The organism is Enterococcus sp. DIV1368f, assembly GCF_051712245.1.
GTDB classification, from domain to species: Bacteria; Bacillota; Bacilli; order Lactobacillales; family Enterococcaceae; genus Enterococcus; species Enterococcus faecalis.
On sequence record NZ_JBIOON010000001.1, the window covers coordinates 2,174,024 to 2,196,295 of the forward strand.

The 22,272-nt window shown below is 37.6% G+C and carries 21 protein-coding genes; 8 read left to right on the plus strand and 13 right to left on the minus strand.

The annotated features are described in order from the left end of the window. Nucleotides 1-29: 29 nt before the first annotated feature. Nucleotides 30-680, minus strand: coding sequence for a redox-sensing transcriptional repressor Rex (locus IGL07_RS10565; RefSeq protein WP_002356528.1), 651 nt, complete (start codon nt 678-680; stop codon nt 30-32). Nucleotides 681-893: 213 nt separating this feature from the next. On the opposite strand from IGL07_RS10565, the gene IGL07_RS10570 reads away from it, so the two are divergent. The 4 genes from IGL07_RS10570 to IGL07_RS10585 all read left to right on the plus strand — a co-directional run bounded on the left by IGL07_RS10570 (nt 894) and on the right by IGL07_RS10585 (nt 6,581). Next, the gene (locus IGL07_RS10570; RefSeq protein WP_010817560.1) at nt 894-2,840 is read left to right on the plus strand and encodes an ABC-F family ATP-binding cassette domain-containing protein; all 1,947 of its coding nucleotides are present in this window, start codon (nt 894-896) and stop codon (nt 2,838-2,840) included. Nucleotides 2,841-2,854: 14 nt separating this feature from the next. Continuing rightward, a complete protein-coding gene (locus tag IGL07_RS10575) occupies nt 2,855-3,487 on the plus strand; it encodes a GntR family transcriptional regulator (protein WP_002356525.1) in 633 nt (210 codons plus the stop codon). A gap of 201 nt (nt 3,488-3,688) precedes the next feature. Beyond that, nucleotides 3,689-4,879, plus strand: a complete 1,191-nt coding sequence (locus IGL07_RS10580; protein ID WP_002388977.1) for a quaternary amine ABC transporter ATP-binding protein — start codon at nt 3,689-3,691, stop codon at nt 4,877-4,879. Then, nucleotides 4,872-6,581 (plus strand): ABC transporter permease/substrate binding protein, encoded by a 1,710-nt coding sequence (locus IGL07_RS10585; RefSeq protein WP_010817561.1) that lies wholly within the window; start codon nt 4,872-4,874, stop codon nt 6,579-6,581. Before IGL07_RS10580 ends, IGL07_RS10585 begins: the two co-directional genes overlap by 8 nt. 283 nt (nt 6,582-6,864) lie before the next feature. On the opposite strand, the gene IGL07_RS10590 is transcribed toward IGL07_RS10585, so the two are convergent. The 11 genes from IGL07_RS10590 to IGL07_RS10640 form a co-directional block, all read right to left on the minus strand. After that, nucleotides 6,865-7,599, minus strand: coding sequence for a YcjF family protein (locus IGL07_RS10590; protein ID WP_002384134.1), 735 nt, complete (start codon nt 7,597-7,599; stop codon nt 6,865-6,867). Nucleotides 7,600-7,718: 119 nt separating this feature from the next. Next, on the minus strand, nt 7,719-8,621 hold the full coding sequence (locus tag IGL07_RS10595; protein WP_010713166.1) for a diacylglycerol/lipid kinase family protein: 903 nt from the start codon (nt 8,619-8,621) through the stop codon (nt 7,719-7,721). A 122-nt stretch (nt 8,622-8,743) separates the two neighbouring features. Next, nucleotides 8,744-9,757 (minus strand): CdaR family transcriptional regulator, encoded by a 1,014-nt coding sequence (locus tag IGL07_RS10600; protein ID WP_010712732.1) that lies wholly within the window; start codon nt 9,755-9,757, stop codon nt 8,744-8,746. A 141-nt stretch (nt 9,758-9,898) separates the two neighbouring features. Next, on the minus strand, nt 9,899-11,047 hold the full coding sequence (locus IGL07_RS10605) for a glycerate kinase (RefSeq protein ID WP_002367172.1): 1,149 nt from the start codon (nt 11,045-11,047) through the stop codon (nt 9,899-9,901). A 21-nt stretch (nt 11,048-11,068) separates the two neighbouring features. Further along, nucleotides 11,069-12,361, minus strand: coding sequence for a GntP family permease (locus IGL07_RS10610; protein WP_002359581.1), 1,293 nt, complete (start codon nt 12,359-12,361; stop codon nt 11,069-11,071). A 109-nt stretch (nt 12,362-12,470) separates the two neighbouring features. Beyond that, nucleotides 12,471-13,154 carry a TVP38/TMEM64 family protein gene (locus IGL07_RS10615; RefSeq protein WP_002376564.1) on the minus strand — a complete coding sequence of 228 codons (684 nt, stop codon included), beginning with the start codon at nt 13,152-13,154 and terminating at the stop codon, nt 12,471-12,473. 148 nt (nt 13,155-13,302) lie between these two features. Next, nucleotides 13,303-14,376: an ABC transporter substrate-binding protein gene (locus tag IGL07_RS10620; protein WP_195526174.1), complete on the minus strand. Its 1,074-nt coding sequence runs from the start codon at nt 14,374-14,376 to the stop codon at nt 13,303-13,305. After that, complete coding sequence (locus IGL07_RS10625; RefSeq protein WP_002356512.1) at nt 14,373-15,209, minus strand: ABC transporter permease; 837 nt, start codon at nt 15,207-15,209, stop codon at nt 14,373-14,375. The genes IGL07_RS10620 and IGL07_RS10625 overlap by 4 nt, the downstream gene beginning before the upstream one ends. Further along, nucleotides 15,209-16,015, minus strand: coding sequence for an ABC transporter permease (locus IGL07_RS10630; protein WP_002356510.1), 807 nt, complete (start codon nt 16,013-16,015; stop codon nt 15,209-15,211). Before IGL07_RS10630 ends, IGL07_RS10625 begins: the two co-directional genes overlap by 1 nt. A gap of 18 nt (nt 16,016-16,033) precedes the next feature. After that, complete coding sequence (locus IGL07_RS10635; protein ID WP_002356508.1) at nt 16,034-17,119, minus strand: ABC transporter ATP-binding protein; 1,086 nt, start codon at nt 17,117-17,119, stop codon at nt 16,034-16,036. Between the two features lie 28 nt (nt 17,120-17,147). Then, a complete protein-coding gene (locus tag IGL07_RS10640) occupies nt 17,148-17,690 on the minus strand; it encodes a helix-turn-helix domain-containing protein (protein ID WP_010817562.1) in 543 nt (180 codons plus the stop codon). A 263-nt stretch (nt 17,691-17,953) separates the two neighbouring features. Between IGL07_RS10640 and IGL07_RS10645 the strand changes: the two genes are divergently transcribed. From IGL07_RS10645 to IGL07_RS10660, 4 genes are read left to right on the plus strand one after another with little or no spacing between them, the layout of a single operon-like run. After that, nucleotides 17,954-18,946, plus strand: a complete 993-nt coding sequence (locus IGL07_RS10645; RefSeq protein ID WP_002356506.1) for a YhdH/YhfP family quinone oxidoreductase — start codon at nt 17,954-17,956, stop codon at nt 18,944-18,946. Between the two features lie 15 nt (nt 18,947-18,961). Then, nucleotides 18,962-19,735 carry a phosphopantothenate--cysteine ligase gene (coaB, locus tag IGL07_RS10650; protein ID WP_010712737.1) on the plus strand — a complete coding sequence of 258 codons (774 nt, stop codon included), beginning with the start codon at nt 18,962-18,964 and terminating at the stop codon, nt 19,733-19,735. Continuing rightward, the gene (gene coaC / locus IGL07_RS10655) at nt 19,732-20,286 is read left to right on the plus strand and encodes a phosphopantothenoylcysteine decarboxylase (RefSeq protein WP_195526173.1); all 555 of its coding nucleotides are present in this window, start codon (nt 19,732-19,734) and stop codon (nt 20,284-20,286) included. Before coaB ends, coaC begins: the two co-directional genes overlap by 4 nt. Nucleotides 20,287-20,289: 3 nt before the next feature. Beyond that, nucleotides 20,290-20,925: an ECF transporter S component gene (locus IGL07_RS10660; protein WP_002356501.1), complete on the plus strand. Its 636-nt coding sequence runs from the start codon at nt 20,290-20,292 to the stop codon at nt 20,923-20,925. Nucleotides 20,926-20,976: 51 nt separating this feature from the next. On the opposite strand, the gene IGL07_RS10665 is transcribed toward IGL07_RS10660, so the two are convergent. Beyond that, nucleotides 20,977-22,185 carry an aminoacyltransferase gene (locus IGL07_RS10665; RefSeq protein WP_002395491.1) on the minus strand — a complete coding sequence of 403 codons (1,209 nt, stop codon included), beginning with the start codon at nt 22,183-22,185 and terminating at the stop codon, nt 20,977-20,979. Nucleotides 22,186-22,272: the final 87 nt, after the last annotated feature.

Sequence of the window (22,272 nt, forward strand, 5' to 3'; positions counted from 1 at the left end):
GTCTAAACGACTAGGCCCTTTTCTTTTGCTTATTCTTCTTCGTCAATCAATTCGTTGTCATGATGTAAGAAATAAATTAATGTTTGTAATTCGTTGGTTAAGTCAACATTTTGAATTAATACTTCAGGTGGCGCTACTAAACGCGCAGCTGTAAAGTTTAGAATTCCTTTAACCCCTGCTTCGGCAAGTTTGTTTACAACTTCTTGCGCTTTGCGAGCTGGAATAGTTAAAATAGCTACTTCGATTTGTTGAACACGAATTTGTTCCATCATATCTTCCATTGGATAAACCGGAATACCGTCAACAATGCGTCCCACAATATCTTCATTCACATCAAATGCGCAACTTACACGAATACTGTTGCTTTGATGGAATTTGTACTTTAATAAAGCACTTCCTAAATTACCAACCCCGATTAATGCGACATTGGTTAACTCATCTTCATTCAATGTTTTTGCAAAAAAGTTCATTAAGTTTTCAACATCATAGCCGTACCCACGTTTACCTAATTCACCAAAATATGAAAAGTCACGACGAATAGTCGCACTGTCTACTTGTACCGCTTCACTTAATTCAGTTGATGAGACTTTATTTTTTCCTGTATCATGTAACATTCTTAAGTAGCGATAATATAAAGGAAGGCGTCGCGCCGTTGCTTTTGGAATAACTTGATCTTTCACAATTGGACCTCCAATACTTTCACTTAAATCTTATCCATTAACATAATAGCAGTTTTTCACAATAAAAAGCAATTCTATGGCTCAAAAATAGCATTTTTCTTCAAAAGTTTGTGATAAAAGGTATAAACCTTCACAAAGCATTTTTTGATACGTGCTATTTTAGCAGATTTTATGCTACACTAAGGGCAATGAATTTAGAAATGAGGACTACTGATGATTTTATTACAAGCAAATCAAGTTGCCCGGCATTTTGGCTCGGAAACATTGTTTGAAAACATACATTTAGAAATTGCAACAAAAAGTCGGATTGCCTTAGTTGGTCGTAATGGTGCTGGAAAATCGACTTTTTTAAAAATCATTGCAGGCATCGATGCTCCCGATAGCGGAACCATTGCCAAAAATAAAGCTGCTACGTTAGGTTATTTAGCTCAAAATACCGGCTTAGAATCAGATAAAACCGTTTGGGATGAAATGACAAAAGCCTTTGCTGACATCCTAGAAATGGAACAGCGTATGCGAGAATTAGAAACCAAAATTAGTGAAATGGAGCCAACCACTTCCGTTTATGAAGGAATTTTAAAAGAGTACGATCAATTGCAACATACGTTTTCTGAAAAAAATGGCTACGGCTATGAAAATGAAATTCGCTCAGTCCTTCACGGCTTTGGCTTTGACGAATCCTTTTACACGAAAGATATTCAAACCTTATCTGGTGGTCAAAAAACCCGGCTTGCATTAGCGAGAATGCTTTTACAAAAACCAGACATTTTAATTCTGGACGAGCCTACAAACCACTTAGATATCGAGACGCTTTCTTGGCTGGAATCTTATTTGCCAAGTTATGCCGGCGCCCTATTAATTGTTTCCCACGATCGTTATTTTTTAGATAAGGTAGTTAATGAAGTTTATGAACTGAGCCGCAAAAAAATGACTCACTACAAAGGAAACTATTCCAAATACTTAGAGTTAAAAGCAGAACAATTAGCCAGTGAATGGAAAGCGTATGAAAAGCAACAAGAAGAAATCAATAAGTTAGAAGATTTCGTTGCCAAAAATCTGGTTCGTGCATCTACAACGAAACGTGCACAAAGTCGCCGAAAAGTATTAGAAAAAATGGACCGTTTAGACCGACCTCAAGGAGATGAAAAATCGGCGCATTTTCTTTTCGATAGTGAAAAAGTCTCGGGAAATGTTGTTTTACAAGTCGAAGATGCCGCCATTGGTTACGACCAAGAACATATTTTATCCGAACCTATTCATTTGGATATTCGTCGCAAAGAAGCCATTGCCTTAGTCGGACCGAACGGAATTGGTAAATCTACTCTCTTGAAATCAATTATTGATCGCATTCCTTTCATTAAAGGAAGTAAAACTTTTGGCACCAATGTTTCTGTAGGTTACTATGACCAAGAGCAAGCCAATTTACATGGCAATAAAACGGTCTTAGCGGAATTATGGGATGAACACCCAACCACACCTGAAAAAGAGATTCGAAGTATTTTAGGCGGCTTTCTCTTCAGTGGAGACGATGTTGAAAAAACGATTCCTTTATTAAGCGGTGGCGAAAAAGCACGTGTGGCATTAGCAAAATTAGCGATGGATCGTGACAATTTCTTGATTCTCGATGAGCCAACCAACCACTTGGATATCGATAATAAAGAAGTTTTAGAAAATGCGCTGATTGATTATGAAGGAACCATCCTCTTCGTTTCCCATGACCGTTACTTTATCAATCGAATTGCAACAAAAGTTGTTGAGCTTTCTGAAAAAGGCAGCAAACTTTATTTAGGCGACTATGATTATTATTTAGAAAAGAAACAAGAGGAAGAAGAAATCGCTGCCCTCTTAGCTAATGAAGAAGCGGCGAAAAAACCCGAACCAGTTACAGCCAAAAATACCTTTTATCAAAACAAGGAGCAACAAAAATTACTCCGTACTTTGCAGAGAAAAATAACACAAGTCGAAGAAAATCTTGCTCAGTTAGATACGACAATTGCACAATTAGAAGCACAAATGAGTCAACCAGACATTCTAGAAAATCATGTTGAATTGCTGGCTTTAAACCAACAATTAGATGACGCTCGTCAGCAACAAGATGAACTACTTGAGCAATGGGAAAATTTCAGTTTAGAATTAGAAGAAATGGAAAATAACAATTAACGGAGGGATTCACTATGGCTTCCAAAAAAATCAGTTTAACGAAGCCCAAATATCAACAAATCGCCGTTGATGTTGCGGAAAAAATTGCAGAAGGCAAATTACATGTTGGAGATAAAATCCATGCCCGTTCCACCCTAGCTAACCAATACCAAGTGTCGCCAGAAACAGCTCGCAAAGCCATTATCGTTTTAGTTGATTTAGAAATCGTTAAAGCCAAACACGGCAGCGGCTTCTATGTGGCATCAAAAGAAAAAGCGCAGGACTTTGTGACACAATATCAAGACGTTCAAACGATTGCTGAAATTAAAGAAGAATTGCTAGATAGCGTAGCGAAACAAAAAGAAGAACTTACTCATTTTTCTAGCATTCTAGATACTCTTGTTGAACAAACAAAGCGTTTTGATTCTTTCAATCCAATGAATCCTTATTCATTAGTTTTAACAGAAGAAGCTGCTTATCTTGAGGCGACGATTAGCGAAATGAATTTTTGGCAAAACACTTCGGCAACGATTATCGCCATCAAACACAAAGAAGAACTTCTGGTCTCACCTGGTCCATATGCAAAGATTTCGTTGAACGACACACTTTATTTTGTTGGACATGACGAATCAACCTTACAACGTGTCCAAAATTTCTTTTATCCTTAAACAAAAAAGTGACTACTTATCTTGCGGTAAATAGTCACTTTTTTTATTTATTATTTCTATTTTTCATAAAAAACCACTATAAAACCTATTTAAAATACTGTTTTTCTTCATTTTCAGAAAGATTTTCATCTAATTTGACAAAGTGACAACTTTATAGTAGTCTGATGTAGTCACTTTTTTTTAATGAGGAGGAACAATGATTTGCCAAAAGTAAAAGTAAATCACCTTACCAAGATCTTTGGTAAGAAAACCAAACCGGCACTTGAAATGATTCGTGCCAACAAAAGCAAAACAGAAATTTTAGAAAAAACGGGTGCCACAGTCGGTGTTTATGATGTAAATTTCGAAGTTGAAGAAGGCGAAATTTTCGTTATTATGGGGTTATCAGGAAGTGGGAAATCAACATTAATTCGTTTATTAAATCGTTTGATTGAACCAACTTCAGGAAATATTTATATTGATGGACAAGATATTTCTTCTTTAGATAAAGAAGGATTACGTGAAGTACGTCGAAATAAAATGAGCATGGTTTTCCAAAACTTTGGTCTTTTCCCCCATCGAACTATCTTAGAAAACACGGAATATGGTTTAGAAATTCGTGGTGTTCCTAAAGAAGAACGCCAAGCAAAAGCTGAAAAAGCCTTAGAAAATTCTAGCTTAATTGCTTTTAAAGACCAATTACCAAGTCAATTATCTGGCGGGATGCAACAACGTGTCGGCCTTGCTCGTGCCTTGGCTAACGATCCAGAAATTTTATTAATGGACGAAGCGTTCTCTGCTCTTGATCCGTTAATTCGTCGTGAAATGCAAGACGAACTATTAGATTTACAAGAAAATGTCAAAAAAACCATTATCTTTATCACACATGATTTGAATGAAGCTTTACGAATCGGCGACCGGATTGCTTTGATGAAAGATGGTCAAATTATGCAAATTGGGACTGGAGAAGAAATTTTAACCAACCCAGCCAACGAATATGTGCGAACCTTCGTGGAAGATGTGGATCGTTCAAAAGTCTTAACTGCCCAAAATATTATGGTACCTGCTTTAACTACTAACATTGAAATTGATGGCCCAACTGTTGCTTTAAAACGGATGCGTCAAGAAGAAGTGAGTATGTTACTTGCCGTGGATAAAAAACGCCAACTAAAAGGCGTTGTACGCGCAGAAAAAGCTTTAGAAGCGCGTAAAAACGGGACTTCTCTTGTAGAATGTGTGGATCCAGAAATTCAAACAATCGACAAAGATATGTTAGTGAATGATATTTTCCCACTGATTTATGATGCACAAACGCCTCTTGCCGTGACTGATAACGGTAAACTATTAGGCGTGGTCATCCGTGGTAGCGTACTTGAAGCACTTGCAGAAACAGAGGTGAACGAACATGAATAAGTATCAATTACCTGTCGCGTCTTGGGTTGAAAGTTTTACTGATTGGTTAACTTCAACATTTGCTGGATTATTCAGCTTTTTACAAACAATTGGTCAAAGTGTAATGGACAACATTACTGCATTACTAACAGCCGTACCACCACTTGTGCTGATTGTGCTATTAACGATTGCTGCTTTCTTTATTTCTAATAAAAAAATTGGCTTAAGTTTATTCACGTTTATCGGCTTAATGTTTATCTATAATCAAAACTTATGGAACGATTTAATGAGTACCGTTACGTTAGTTTTACTTTCTAGTGTTATTTCCATTATCATTGGTGTGCCACTAGGGATTTTAATGGCGAAAAGCGAAAAAGCCAAAAGTATCATTACACCGATTTTGGACTTCATGCAAACAATGCCTGGTTTCGTTTACTTGATTCCAGCCGTTGCATTCTTCGGAATTGGTATGGTTCCTGGGGTCTTCGCCTCTGTTATCTTCGCTTTACCACCAACCGTACGCTTTACGAACTTAGGAATTCGACAAGTGCCAAATGAACTTGTTGAAGCAGCTGATTCTTACGGTAGTACTGGCTGGCAAAAATTATTCAAATTAGAATTACCTTTAGCCAAAAACACGATTATGGCTGGTGTTAACCAAACAACCATGCTAGCCCTATCAATGGTAGTTATTGCTTCAATGATTGGTGCGCCTGGATTAGGACGTGGCGTCCTTTCCGCTTTACAACGTGCACAAGTCGGGAACGGTTTCGTAAATGGTGTGGCTTTAGTTATTTTAGCGATTATCATTGACCGTTTTACTCAACATTTAAATAATAAAAAAGCAGCCCCTAAAGCAGCTGGTGCCACCTCTAAAAAGAAAAAATACGGGATTATTGCAGCGATTGTTGTAATTGTCGCTGGCTTAGTTGGTGCTTCAATTTTTACAACAACAAATGATAAGCAAATTTCCCTTTCTTATGTGGAATGGGATACCGAAGTAGCCTCCACACATGTGGTTGCCGAAGTCTTAAAAGATATGGGGTATGATGTTAAAACGACCCCTTTAGATAACGCAATTATGTGGGAATCTGTAGCTAAAGGTGAAACAGATGCCATGGTTGGTGCGTGGCTGCCAGGAACTCACGCAGAGCAATATAAACAATATAAAGATAAATTAAACGACCTTGGTGAAAACCTTAAAGGCGCGAAGCTAGGAATTGTCGTCCCTTCTTATATGGATGTTGATTCTATCGAAGATTTATCTGATCAAGCTGGGAAAAAGATTACTGGAATTGAACCTGGGGCTGGTGTTGTTGCAGCAGCAGAGAAAACTAAAGAAGCTTATCCTAATTTGAAAGATTGGTCTGTTGAAACTTCTTCATCAGGTGCCATGACTGTCGCCTTAGGACAAGCAATTAAAAACAACGAAGACATCGTTATTACTGGCTGGTCTCCTCACTGGATGTTTGCAAAATATGATTTAAAATATTTAGCTGATCCAAAAGGCACTATGGGCGGCGAAGAAGCGATTCACACAATGGCTCGCCAAGGCCTAAAAGAAGATCAACCAGAAGCTTACAAAGTGTTAGATAATTTCCATTGGACAACTAAGGATATGGAATCTGTCATGTTAGAAATTAACGAAGGCAAAGACCCACAAGAAGCTGCACGCGATTGGGTTGATTCACATAAAGACCAAGTAGCAGAATGGAAAAAATAATTCTTAACAAATGACTTCCCCATCTATTAAAAGAGGGCGTTGAACAAATTGTTCAACGCCCTCTTTTTTCGCAAAAAAAACCACTCAGTTGGGTAGACTGAGTGGAAAGGAGTTATTTTTACTTGAGGAGTAAAAATGAAAAGTGTTTATGTTGGGTGTTTTGTTGGTATGCTTATATATTAACGAGAACCTGTGAATAATTTGTGACGAAAACCTTGGAAATTTGCTACGAATTACTTAAAAAATTTTAAATCTGTCTCACCCTAGTTAATCGATACAGCGATTATTTCTTTTTAGCATTTTGGATGGCTTTAAATAATGTTGAAAATTGTCCTTTGAAAGACATCACATCATCAAAGATATCAACACCATCATTTAACATTTTGACAGTAACCCAGCCAAGCGCTTCCGTAATTGCTACCGCAACTGAAGCATTGACCATGCCACCAGTCACAGTTCCGACAACAGGAATCACTTTTAGAATATTCCCGACTGCACTCTTACCTAAACTAACCACTACTAATTCTTTGGTTAAACTTTTCCCTAAGCTTTCAGACCAAGACTGACCAAAAATTTTATGCAGCCGTGACATCATAGTTAATTGAACAGGTACCAGTAAAAAAGCATCTGAAAATGGAATTGGCGAAAACCCAATAATTGCTGCTGACAATGCAGCAAAATGAATCGTTTGATGACTTTTCTTTTTCACGTCAGGTGAAACACCAGCCAAAAATTCATCAAATACTTTGTCGAGTTGTGTTTGACTGTTCGTCACTAATTGTTCTGCTTTACCTTTAGAAGTTGCGAAAGCATTCATTATGGCCGTAGACGTTTTTTGTGGAAATTTTTTCAAGACATCTTGAAAAAAAGAACGAAATTCTGGGTCTTCGATTTCTTCATTCAATTGCTTAGTTTCTTGTTCTGCTAATTCTTGTTTTTCAATCTCTTCAAAAAGTTCTTGTTTCTTTTTGTTTTTATGTTTTTTTCTTCTCATCTCATTAACTCCTTTATCTATCAATATGTAGAAACAAAGTATAGCATAGCCCCTGATTGATTCTCTTTTAGATGATTTGAAAAGCCAGAACTTATCTGTTTTTTAAACAAATAGAAATGTTCTAGCTTTTCTCAAAAAATCAGCTATTTTGTTTGTTCTTCACCGCAGTACACCGTCAAGTGTTTAGGTAAAATTTCCAGCGTAATTGGCAAAGCAGCTCCTTCATCACCATCCACATTAGTGGTTAATTCTTCTTGGTTTTCTAAGGAGATTGTTCCTTCTTTAAAGGTTAGGTAAACTAAATTATCAGTGGACTGGTCGACTCCTTTTAACAAATCTGGAACGGCTTTTACTGCATCCCACAATGATTGATCTTTTAAATAAACTAAATGAAGTTTGCCATCATCCACTTGGGCTTCTGGTAATAATGTTTCAAACCCACCGATTGAATTCGTTAAGCCAACTAAAACGGTACTACTTTCAATGGTTTGTTCTTTTTGATCCAAGCTTAAATGAAAAGGATACGTTTGAGCATTCGCTAAATGTTTGGCACCTGAAATAAAATAAGCGAGTTTTCCTAACTTCGTTTTTTGTTCAACGTCCACGTCGTTAATGGACTCTGGAATCGTCCCAATCGCAACGACATTCATAAAGTAGTCGTCATTGATTTTCCCCACATCTAAAGCACTGGTTTTTTCTAAATCTAATTGTTGAATCGCTTCTTCAGGATCCATCGGTAAATTCAAGGCTCGCGCTAAATCGTTCACCGTTCCTAAAGGAAAAAAGCCAAATTTTGGGCGGTAAGCTTGTTCTGCCAACCCGCTAATTCCTTCATTAACGGTTCCATCTCCCCCCATTACGAAAACACTGTCGAAGTGACTTTCCGCAGCTTCACGGGCAAATTGTTCTGCATCGCCGCCTTTTTCTGTTTGTTTCACTACAACTTCATCAAATAACTGCTTTAATTTTTCTTCTGCTAACGTTTCAAATTCTTTGGCTTTTTCACCACCAGAACTGGGGTTAACAATTAAAACTGCTTTTTTCACTGGCACCACTCCTCATTGATAACTAAATCGTTTGATTCCTTACAATTATTATAAAAGATATTTTTGATTCTGGCGAAAAATATGCTGACACTTGCTTAACAAACAAGCATTCCTGCTCCTCACTACTTTTCAAAACGTTCTTTAAAGCAATAGGCAAAATAATAGAACAATTTCCAAAAATCTTGCCAAACTTTTGGATCCATCCCCGTCAATTCATGAATTCGTTTCAAGCGGTAATTCAATGTATTTCGATGGATATGTAATACTTGTGAGGTTTCATTGATGTTTAAGTTATGATTGGCGAAAAAAATAACGGTTTCATAGTATTCATCATAAATCGTCTGGATGGTTTCAAAAAAATCCAATTCAATATGAAAAGGAAAATTAAAAATTCCTTGAATGAAAAAATCTTCTGCTTGGTAAAACTTAGCCTTTTCTAATTGGAGAAACGATAGAAGTAAATACGTGTTTTGTGCCTCTTGGACCATTTGTTGAATCGTGGCTTTTTCCGAACTTATCACAAGGTATTCTGTTACTGGCTTTGTTATCTGAGGTTGTTCAGAAGTAATCACCAGATAACAATTTTCCCATTCAAATATTTCATGGCCAGGATAATAACTGGATAATAAGCGCTTGTCCTTGGTCAGTACACAATGATTCTGGTCATCTAATTGAAGGTTATATAGTTCCAACGCTTCAAATTTTAAGGCTTCTGAGTAAGCAGAATCAACATGCATTAAGTGCTGGATAAACTGATTTTTTTGTTTCTTCTTTTTTTCGCGTTCTTGTTGTGTATTTAATTCTTCTGTCAGTAAAAGAACAATCGAGCGCACAAGCTTGGTAAATTTGCGCACCTCGTCTGGTTCTCCTGAAATGCCTACGACACCTAAAATGTGATCATTCAAAATAATCGGTTCATTGGTGCCTTTTTTCTCTAAAGAAGTATCTTTATAAATTTCAATATTTTTTCGTTCATTGATGGCTCTTTCTGCGCCACGATGGCGCTCCCCAATTCGAGCAGAATCTCCACTCGCAATAATTTTTCCTCGTTCATCCATAATATTGATGTTATAAGGAATATCTGCCATCAACTTTTCAACAATTTTATTTGCTTGGATTTTGTCTAATTTTAACATTGCTATCGCCAACTTTCTAAAAAGCGAGTAGCGTTTGGGACATAAGCCGCAATGACTTATGTCCCAAACGCTTAATTCTTCAGATCAACGACTGAACATTTTTATTTCAGCTTTCATTACTGATGATACCATGGTTAGTTCTTAGTCACAAGGCACCAGCTGTAATGTACGAGCAATATTTTCAACGGTTCTTTCTAAGTTAACTGGTCCATTTTTCAATGCTGCTTCCAATGGTTCGGCTTTGGCCAAAATTCCAAAAATAGCCGTCATCCCTTCTTCATAGAGGACATCCACATCTTTGCCGATATAGCCAGCACAAGCGAAAACCGGTTTTTGATACTTCTTGGCCAAACGCGAGACGCCATAAGGGGCTTTGCCGAATTTTGTTTGAAAATCCATCCCGCCTTCACCAGTAAAGACATAATCAGCGGCTTTTATTTTTTCTTCTAATTGATTCACTTCTACGACAATATCAATCCCTGGGCGTAACTGAGCTTTCGTGAATGCTAGTAACCCTGCACCCAAACCACCAGCAGCTCCTGCGCCTGGCATCATCTCAACATCAATGCCGATCTCTTTTTTGATGATCGCTGCATAATGGGCTAAGTTTTTATCTAATTGAGCCACCATTTCTTCTGTCGCACCTTTTTGCGGGCCAAAGACATGAGACGCCCCTGTTGGCCCTGTTAGTGGGTTATTCACATCACTTGCTACTAGAACTTCGGTAGCAAAAATACGTTGATCAAACTGTGTTAAATCGATCTGCGCCAGTTTATCTAATGCACCACCGCCACGTGTCAATTCTTGCCCTTCCTTGTCTAACAAACGCGCACCAAGTGCCTGAATCATACCTGCACCCCCATCATTTGTCACGCTACCACCAATGCCGATAATGATTTTTTTTGCCCCATGATTGAGCGCATGTTGAATCATTTCTCCTGTACCATAAGTAGAAGTGATCAAGGGATTACGTTCTGCTGCTTTGACCAATTCAATTCCGTTGGCTTTCGCCATTTCAATGACCACCGTTTCTTGGTCACCTAATAAGCCGTAATAGGTTTCAACGATTTGATCAGGAAGCGGTCCTGCCACACGCACTGGTACTCTTGTGCCTCCTGTTGCATCCACTAAGGAATCCACCGTTCCTTCCCCGCCGTCTGCCATCGGGACGTGTTGAATGTCTGCATCTTTAAATACAGCTAAAATCCCTTTTTCCATTGCCAGACAGGCTTCTTTTGCACTCATACTTTCTTTAAATGAGTCTGGAGCCAAAACAAATTTTTTCGTCATCTTTTCGCGCCTACTTTCCAACTAGTTTAAAATAAAGCCATATAAAATGGTTGCAACAATCGTCATTACCCCACCGACACACATTTCATAAGGAATCACTCGAATTCTTTCTTTAATCGTCATATTCATACTTTGTGCCGTAATATGGAAATAATTGCCTTGAGGAACACTATCAATCACAGTTGCCCCAGTATGAACCATGACTGCTGCTGAAAGTGAAGATGTGCCCATATCTAAAATCGCTGGTCCAAAAGAACCTGTCGCTAAAATAACCGCTGTGGATGTTGAACCAACTGCTAAGCCCATTAAAATACCAGAAATCGGTGCCAAGAAGGTTCCAGAAATTCCCATAACAGAAATTAAGTGGACAATTTGTGTTGATAAATCAGAAACAGAAATTAATCCAGCAATTGCGCCTGCACCAATTAAAATTAAAACAGTATCGGTTACTCTCTTCAAGCCAGAAGATGCATAAAAGGCCAGTTGTTTTGTTTGCCCAATCGCAATTGTCCCAACAACTGAAGCGAACGGCAAAATATACAGAGCATCAATATTCAAACTTTTGATGAAAGAAATATTTAAAACGGCGCCAATCGGATTAAGTAATAATAAGACAATCGCTAACACTGGCGCGATTAACGCCTTTTTCAAAGGTAATAATTCTTTTGTTTGTTCCTCTACAAGATCCGTTTCTTTGACCATTGATCCTTTGCTTCTCATGATATTTGCAAGAACAACAGCTGTAATTAAGCCAAATACGGCTGGAATAAAACCAGCAATCATAACGTCACTTAGAGGTAAATCAAAGCCGTTCGCCGCTGCAATAGTATTTGGATTAGGCGAAATAATATTGCCCGCTTTGCCACCACCAGATAAAGCAATCAATAATGATAATTTACTAATACCCGTACTTTTCCCAACGGATAGAGCAATCGGGGCAACAATCAACACTGCAACAGGAATGAATACGCCCACTGCTGTAATTACCATTGTGGATAATGCCAAAGATAAAATAGCTTTTTTCTCGCCAAGCTTTTGTACAATGGCGTTGGCAATTGATTCTGCCGCACCGGATTCCATCATCACGCCCGCCAACATACCGGCTGCTAAAACACGGATTGCGGTTCCCATAATACTTTGTGTTCCGTTTAATAGAACAGCGACTGTATCTGACAGGGAAGCGCCTCCAATAAGACAACCAACAATTGCACCAAAAAACAAGGAATACACAGGATTAAATTTTTTCAAAATTAATACTATCGCTACAACTAATCCTAAAATTGCAGCAACCCAAGATATTGTAATATCTGGCATTCAAAATCAGCTCCTTAAATTGTTTACGCTTTCATTCTATCAAAGTCCTTTCTTTTTAAAATTGTAAATTTAACAGGATTTATTGTTCAAATGCACAAAAAAACCGTTCTTAAAGAACAGTTTTTTGAAATCTTTTTCTATCTTTCTCAATAATGACCACCAAGCCAACGAACAAAAGAACACTCACAATTAACAATACTGCCGTTTTATTATATCCATGAAATAGCGCTTCGCCTCCACATGCGTAAAGTATTGAGGAAGGAATTACACCAATGAATATAGCGGCTATTAAATTTTTTAATGGCAACTGCATAGTATCTGCAGCAAAATTAATCACAGAAGAAGGAATAATTGGAATCATGTAGCCCACCATAATCCCAATTTTTGGATGCTTCATCCGTCGAATGGACTGGACCCAATGATTGGTCTCCGTTTTTTTATCTAAAAATTTTATATGATGCATCAAAAAGATTGCAACTAAATTTCCCAAACTATTCCCTAAAACGTTAATGAGTGTGCCGCTGAAGGGACCAAAACTCAATCCTGCAATCACACCAATTACCGAGGTTGGAATCCCTGGTACTGCACACATGATCGCGGTCAAAAAAACTAACAATAGCGCTGCTGAAAAACCATGTGAACGAATTCGCTCTAATAATTGTGTCTTACTGGCTTTAGGATTCAAAAATAATTGAATATCTGTTTGATATTCTAGATACAAACGGTAGCCAACCAGCAGGATTAAAATAAGCCCGCTACTGATTAGTAGTATTCGGATTGTTTTCCTCTTCATTTTCTTTGCTCCTTTTATGCTTTATACAAAGTGTAGCACAGGTTTCTTTGTGCCTCAATTAGAAGCTTGTATGAATAAAAGCCGCCCCTAAAAGTTAGACTAAAAATCTAACTTTTAGGGGCGATTCGAAAGTTACGAAGGTACTTTTTTATTTCCGATACATCTTAAACTCCAAGAACAGATCGTTATAAATTCCTAAGTATTCTTGACCTAAGTCTTGGTAAACTTCTAAATGTTTGATGGTTTCATCATCTGGATAAAATTGTTTATCTTCGGCAACTTCTTTTGGTAATAGTTTTTTAGCTTCTTTATTTGGTGTGGAATAACCAATATATTCTGCGTTTTGTGCTGCATTTTCTGGTCGTAACATAAAGTTCATAAATGCATAGGCACCCTCTTTATTTTTGGCTGTCTTAGGCATCACAATGTTATCAAACCAGAGATTAGAGCCTTCACTGGGAATCACATAATGTAGATGTTCATTGTTTTCTAGCATTTCAGCAGCTTCACCAGAGAAAGTTACAGCAACTGCACTTTCTTCATTAGCCATGTACATTTTGATTTCATCGGCAACAATTGCTTTGACATTGTTCGTTAATCGGTTTAACTTATCGGTAGCCTGACGTAATTGTTGGTCGTTTTTACTGTTTAACGAATAGCCTAAACTGTTCAAAGATAATCCTAACACTTCGCGAGCGCCATCAATCAGCATGACATTATTTTTTAATTCCGGGCGCCATAAATCATCCCAATGTTGGATCTGATGACCGTCAATAAATTTATCATTATAAATAATCCCCAACGTGCCCCAGAAGTACGGAACGGAAAACTTATTTTTGGGATCAAAGGATTGATCTAAAAAGCGTGCATCAATGTTTTCTAAGCCTTTTAATTTGCTGTGATCAAGTGGTAAAAGCATCTTCGCTTTCATCATTTTTTGAATCATATATTCAGAAGGAATGGCAATATCATAGGCTGTACCACCTTGCTGAATTTTTGTATACATGGCTTCATTAGAATCAAAGGTTTCGTAATTGACTTTATAGCCTGTTTCTTTTTCAAATTTCTTAATCAAGGCCGGATCTATATAGTCTCCCCAATTGTAAATGGTTAAGGTATCTGCTCCTGCCATGCCACTTGCTTTCTCCAATTGGCGCACTCCAAAAAACAAGATGACAATAATAGCGATAATTCCAATAAAAAGTGACTGTAATTTTTTCATTTTAACTTGGCCACCTCACTTTGTTCCCGACGCATTTTCTTTAAACGTTTTGGCGTATTGTCTTTACTGATAAAGTAATAACCGACAACTAGAATCATTGAGAATAGGAATACTAACGCACTTAAGGCATTGATTTCTAAACTAATTCCCTGACGTGCTCGTGAATAAATTTCAACAGATAATGTTGAAAAACCATTGCCTGTCACAAAGAATGTTACGGCAAAATCGTCCAACGAATAAGTAAAGGCCATAAAGTAGCCAGCAATAATTCCTGGCGCTAAAAAAGGCAATATAATATTTTTAATCACTTGAACATTATTGGCCCCTAAATCCCGTGCCGCATCTACCATAGAATCGTTCATCTCTTGTAGTTTTGGTAAAACCATTAAAACAACAATTGGAATACTAAAGGCAATATGCGACAATAACACACTTGTAAAACCTAAACTGATAAACCCTACTGCCGTGAAGAAAATTAAGAAACTGGCTCCAATAATAACATCTGGTGAAACGAGTAAAATGTTATTAAAGCTAAGCAACGTGTTCCGGTTTTTACGACGTTTTGTATAATAAATCCCCATCGCACCAAATGTTCCAATGATGGTTGCTATTAAAGCCGATAAAAAAGCTAACAAAAACGTATTCAGAACAATGGTTAACAAGCGTGTGTCTTCGAAAACGTTCCGATAATTATCTAACGTAAAACCAGTAAACTGATTCATCGTTTGCGTGTCGTTAAACGAATAAAAAATCAAATAAAAGATTGGTGCGTACAGTAGCGCAAAGACAACGAATAAATACACATAAGACCATTTAAACTTTTTCTTTTGCATTATTTGCCACGCCCTTTCTTCTTCTCACCCGTCAGCAACATCACAATAAACATGGCAACAATTAAAATCACACCAATTGTTGAACCCATGCCCCAGTTTTGCGTTACTAAGAAGTGCTCCTCAATCGCCGTCCCCAACGTAATCACCCGATTGCCGCCAATTAAACGTGTTAACATAAAGAGCGAGAGCGAAGGAATAAAGACAGCTTGAACGCCACTTTTCACACCGTTTAGGGAGAGAGGAAAAATGACACGGCGGAACGTTTCCGCACTGCTAGCTCCTAAGTCCCGACTAGCACTAATCAATGAAGGATTCATCTCTTCTAAGGCATTAAAAATCGGCATAATCATAAATGGAATTTCAATATACGTTGCGACAAATAAAAAACTGAAATCTGTAAACAGAATTTGGTGCGTGCCCAAACCCATAAAACTCATAAACTGATTGATACTCCCATGAATACTGAAAATCCCAATAAAGGCATAAGCTTTTAATAATAAATTCACCCACGTTGGTAAAATAACAAGCATTAACCACAACTGTTTATGCTTGAGCTTTGTCAAAAAATAAGCCGTAGGATAACTTACCAATAACGTAAAAATGGTAATCAGAAAAGCATACCAAACCGAATTAATGGTCATACTTAAATACGTTCCTGATGTAAAATACGTTTGGTAATTCGCCAAGGTAAACTGGCCATTCATATCGAAAAATGATTGATAAATAATCATTAGCACTGGCGCAATGACGAATAAAAGTAACCACATTACATAGGGAATCGAATAAATTCGACGCATTGTTTTCATTTTATTTTCCCCTTTCGTTTACTCGTCGTAACTTTCTAAACGGGCATCAAAGTCTTCTTCTGATTCATTGAAGCGCATCACGTGAATATCTTCTGGCTCAAAAGAGAGCCCTACTTGAGCACCTTCTTTGGCTTTTCGAGTGGAATGCACCATCCATTCGTTTCCTTGTTCATCAAAACAAATAATTTCATAATGAACGCCGCGGAATAACTGCGTGTCCACCGTTACAGTTAGCTTGCCTTTTTCAAGCGTGGTAATCGTTAGGTCTTCTGGACGTAAAACGACTTCTACAGGTTCATTTTTCCGCATGCCGCCATCGACACATTCAAATTTTTTGCCCACAAATGAAACTAAATTATCTTCCAGCATCACGCCGTCCACAATATTACTTTCCCCCACAAAGTCAGCAACAAAGTGATTAATCGGTTCATCATAAATATCAACTGGTGTGCCACTTTGCACGATATGACCTTTATTCATGACAAAAATTTCATCACTCATCGCTAATGCTTCTTCTTGATCATGGGTCACAAAAATAAAAGTAATTCCTAAACGTTGTTGTAAATCACGTAGTTCATATTGCATCGCTGTGCGTAATTTCAAATCTAAAGCGGATAACGGCTCATCTAAAAGCAATACTTTTGGCTCATTGACAATCGCTCGTGCAATTGCGACCCGCTGACGCTGGCCCCCAGACATTTCACTAATTTCACGTGTTTCGTAGCCGGGTAATTGAACCAAACGTAATGCCTCTTTCACTTTTTTTTCAATTTCTGCTTTGGATAGTTTTTTGATTTTTAAACCAAACGCAACATTATCAAAAACATTCATGTGAGGAAACAAAGCATAATCCTGAAACACGGTATTGACTTGGCGTTTATTGGCAGGTACATCATTTATTCTTTTACCATCAAAATAAACATCGCCAGAAGTCACGTCATTGAATCCCGCAATAATACGCAAAATCGTTGTTTTGCCACATCCTGAAGGTCCTAATAACGTATAAAATTTTCCTTCTTCAATTTCAAAGCTGACATTTTTTAATACTGGTTCATCGTCAAATTGTTTGACAACATTTTCAAATGAAATCACATGGTTTCTCACTGGATAAACTCCTCCATTTCGTCCTTCTTTATAAATACGATTCTGTCGCCACAATTAACGCACGACTTTTTCCTCGACCATTGTTGCTAATTTGGTGAGGTTCTGTTGCTTGGTAATACATGGTTTGACCTTTTTTAGCAATATACGTGGCTTCCCCTAATGTCAAACGAATGGAGCCATCAATCACATAAATAAATGTTTCCGATAGAGAAGGTTCAAACGTTTTGTATTCGCCATTTTTATCAAAAGTAATAATGACAGGTTCCATTTCTTTTTCATTTGAGGCTGGAATTAACCATTTTAGTTCATAGCCATGTTCTTCATCATAATAGAGGGTACTTTCTTCTTCATTGTAGACAATTTTCTGTTCAAGCGGTTGCTGACTAAAAAACTGCTCTGGCATCACGCCTAGTACTTCTAAAATTGAGAAGAATGTTTCCATTGATGGTGAGCTTAAATCCCGTTCCAATTGGGAAATATAGCCTTTGGATAAATCCGTTCTTTCACCTAATTCTTCTTGTGTTAAATTTTTCTGAATGCGTAAATTTCTCAACTTCTCACCAATTTCCATGGCACACCTCGTTTCTATTTTCAGCTAATCTTTTCAACAAAAGTTTTGTAATACTAAACTTACAGTTTAGTTTTACCTTTTTTAGTATACGAACTTTTTGAAAAATTTCAACCATTTTTCTTTATTTTTCTAGTCTAATTGTCACACAATCTTTCTTTTCTGTATAACTTACTGTTTATAAGAAGAAAAATGATACGAAAAAATCAGAATATGATAAAATAAGACGAGTTGCTTTTTTACATAATTGGAAGGAGAGTTTTTATATGAATTCATTTCAAGCATTTACGTTAAGAGAACAAGATACATCTGTTATTGGTCAACTAGAAACCATTACTTTAGACGATTTATCAGAAGGCACTGTAGTAATCAAAGCAGCCTACTCCTCAGTTAACTTTAAAGACTCTTTAGCTTCAAAAAAAGACGGCGGTGTGATTCGCAATTATCCAATGATTCCAGGAATTGATGTCAGTGGCACTGTTGTCACATCGGAAGATCCTCGTTTCAAAGAAGGCGATAAAGTGATCGTAACAGGCTATCAATTAGGGGTTAGTCATACTGGTGGTTATTCTGAATATGTGCGTGTTCCTGGCGATTGGGTAGTTCCACTTCCTGAAAAAATGAGTCTCAAAGAAGCAATGATTTTCGGAACTGCTGGCTTTACGGCCGGATTATCTGTCACAGCTTTAGAAGACGATGGCTTACGAGACGACAAAGAAGCCCCCATTATTGTAACTGGTGCGACAGGCGGTGTTGCGACATTGTCTATTGCGATGTTGCATCAATTAGGCTACACTTCAATCACTGCATTAACTAGAAAGCCAGATTCTTTTGAGCTTTTAAAAGAGTTAGGTGTTAGTGAATGCTTATTAGTAGAAGATTTCTTAGCAACTCCTGTTAAAGCATTGATGAAACAGCGTTTTGCTTTTGCAATTGATACCACTGGTGGGGAAATTACTTCTGCTGTTTTACCACAACTTCGTTATGATGGCCGTTCAGCCATTTGTGGCCGCGCTGCTGGAATTACATTAGAGACAACCGTTTTACCCTTTATTTTACGGGGCGTTCATTTATTGGGCATTGATTCGGTTAATGTTGGTATGGACAAACGAAAAATAGTCTGGCAACGTCTTGCCACTGATTTAGACATCACTGAAAAAGCTGTGTATCAAGAGATTACTTTAGAAGAACTTCCCCCTGTTTTTGAAGCATTACAAGCAGGCCAACATATTGGACGGACCATTGTCCGAATTTCTTAAGGAGGCGTTTTGATTATGGATGTTTTAGTTACTGCTGGCGGAACGTCAGAACCGATTGATAATGTTCGTTCGATTACCAATCATTCTTCTGGCGGACTAGGAAAAGCAATTGCTGAAAGTTTTTTAGCTGCTGGACACACCGTAACCTACGTAACAACCAAACACGCATTACGTCCAACCCAACAATTGGACTTATCAATTAAAGAAATAGAAACAACGGTTGAATTAGCCACTACGTTAGAACAACTCTTTGCTGAAAAGCAATTTGATGCGATTGTTCACGCAATGGCAGTCAGTGATTTTACGACGGAAACCGCGCAAACGGAAGAACAATTTATTGATTCTTTTGCTCAACAATTAAGCGAACAAACATTGCCAAAGACCAAAGAAGCCTTGGTAACTATCGTTCAAAACACATTGAATCAGATTGCTGATATTCCTCAAACAGCAACAAAAATTTCATCGGATACGGACCGATTATTAATTTTTCTAAAGAAAAATCCTAAAGTCATCCAAATGATTCGTGACAAGCAACCCCAAACTGTTTTAGTGGGCTTTAAATTACTTGTCAACGTTTCACAAGAAGAACTTGTCCAAGTTGCACAAGCCGCTTTGGTTAAAAATCGGTGTGACTTTGTCTTAGCCAATGACTTGATGAACGTTCATGAAACAGAACACGAAGGATTATTAATTAACGAAACGGGCATTGTCCAAGAAGCTTGTTCAAAACAAGGGATTGGTTCAATGATCGTTAAAAATGTTGAAAAGAAATGGAGAGAACAACAATGAAAACTATTTTATTAGGCGTCTCTGGCAGCATTTCTGCATATAAAGCAGCAGATATTACAAGTCAACTAGCTAAGCTTGGCTACAATGTGGAAATTTTAATGACCAAAAGTAGCACGGCGTTCATCACTCCGCTGACCTTACAATCACTTTCTAAGAATCCAGTGCATACGGATGTCATGATGGAAATTGATCCCAGTAAAATTAATCACATTGAGTTAGCTAAAAAAGCGGATCTATTTTTAGTAGCACCTGCTTCGGCCAATACAATTGGGAAATTAGCCCATGGGATTGCCGACGACTTATTATCAACAGTTGCTTTGGCACTTTATCCTGAAATGCCCAAAATTATTGCGCCCGCGATGAATACGTATATGTATCAAAACCCCATTGTCCAACGAAATATTGGCATTTTAAAAGAAGTCGGCTATCAAGAAATAATCCCACGTGAGGCTCTTTTAGCTTGTGGTGATTATGGTCGTGGCGCACTTGCCACTGTTGAAGATATCCTTCAAACAGTAATGAAAATTTTAGCATCTGATAACAAGGAGTAATTTATGAATAACACGAAAAAATTTACGTTAACAGCAATGTTCTTAGCTATCTTACTTTTACTGGCTTTAACCCCACTAGGATTTATCACATTAGGTCCTTTAAATTCGACCACGATGCATATTCCTGTAATTATTGGTTCCATTGTTTTAGGGCCAAAAATCGGTAGTATGTTGGGCGGCACGTTTGGGATCATTAGCTTAATTAAAAATACGACAGCACCAACACCTTTGTCGTTTGTTTTTTCTCCATTTATTCCTGTGATCGGTACCGATCATGGTAGTTGGAAGGCACTTTTAATTGTGCTCATTCCGCGGATTTTAATTGGGGTCGTTCCTTATTTCGCTTACAAATGGCTAAATAAATTAACGAAGGAAAAAGCGCAACCTGTCTCCTTATTTGTGGCTGGTGTTTTAGGCTCAGCAACGAATACCATTTTAGTCATGAACATGATTTATTTTCTTTTTAATTCAGCTTATGCTGAAATTATTGGTAAAGCTGGAACTGCTGTTTACCTAGCTATTATTGCGACGATTTTCAGTTCTGGTGTGCCAGAAGCTCTTGTTGCTGGTGTAGCGGCTTCAGCAATTGCTAGCGTTTTGCTTCGCTTAATGAAACGGAATGCAACACAAAAACTATAGAAAAAAACACATGGACTAAAAATCAAGTTTGATTTTTAGTCCATGTGTTTTTTATTTATTTTTTTGTTTTCGTAATTTATAGGCATATTCACTGGCTTTAAATAATAATTTATTAACCGGTAAATCGAATTCCCCAATAAATTCATTAATCGTTGGGTTGAAGTTCGCTTTAAACTTAATTAAGCCATCATTTAAACTACCTTCTAAGCCGCCCATATTACAGCTTTCGCAGCCACGGTTAAAACATTCTTGAATGGCATCTCGCCAAGTCACATATGTTGGCATGTAGCGTTTATAACGATCATCTAAGCCAGCATAAAGGATTTCACTTGTTGGACCAAATGTCACAGCCAAAGCGCCAGCAACCGTGACGATTTCACCAGCTTCTGCGATATTTTCTTCTAATTCTTTTAGTTCCCGAGTCAAGGAAGCATCTAATTCTTCTAAATTATGGCGCTTTTTCACTTGATTTTCTTTCAAATTACTCAAGTCTTTTTGATTTTTGTCATAGCGTTGTCGCGTGCTATCTAAGCGTTCCTTTAAATTGACTTGCGCCAGCATAATAAAGGAGTCTTCTGGGTAAATGTTCAACAGCTTCTTAAAGTAATCACTATTCCGCAAAGAAATATGTTGGCGTTCCATGGTTGATTGAATGACTTTTTCAAATTCATCAACAAAGTCAACATGCCCTTGCTGCACAACGACCCCTTTTTTTTCAGCTGTTTTAATCATTTTCTTGGTACTTTTTGACAATTGTTCCTCACTAAAATCTTCACGATAAATATTCGCTTGGAAGCGAGGCTGGATGGTGGCCCCCATATCCATTGTCAGTCCTTGATATTTGGCACCTGCTTCTTTCAAGGTCTCAATAATAGCTGTCGCTTCAGCATGCGGTTGATGTTCTTCTCCCAAATGGAAATCTTGATAATGAACCGCTGGATCCATTTTTATAAATAAAGCTCGTTTTTTCTTGCCAAATTTTTTCAATTCAGCCATAAAGTAGCTGACCAAACGTTCATTTGTATAGTCCATTACTGGACCTCTTGGTGTATATAACATCGTAAAACCGGCTGGTAATGGTTTGATTAAAACTAAACTTGATGCGACTAATGTATCCTTTTCATAAACCCCAACAATTTCAGAACCCCAGTTATCCTTGACTTTTGCCCATGAAGATGACTGTAGTAAATTACATAATGGGTGATTTTTAACAAATGTATCGTGTACTTCTGCCGGAATACCGATTTTAAATGTGTACATGTTCAAACTCCTCTGCTGTGACTTTCCAATAGTCCGTTTATCTTACACTATCATAGTGTATTCCAACAGACTAGTAAAGTTTTACAT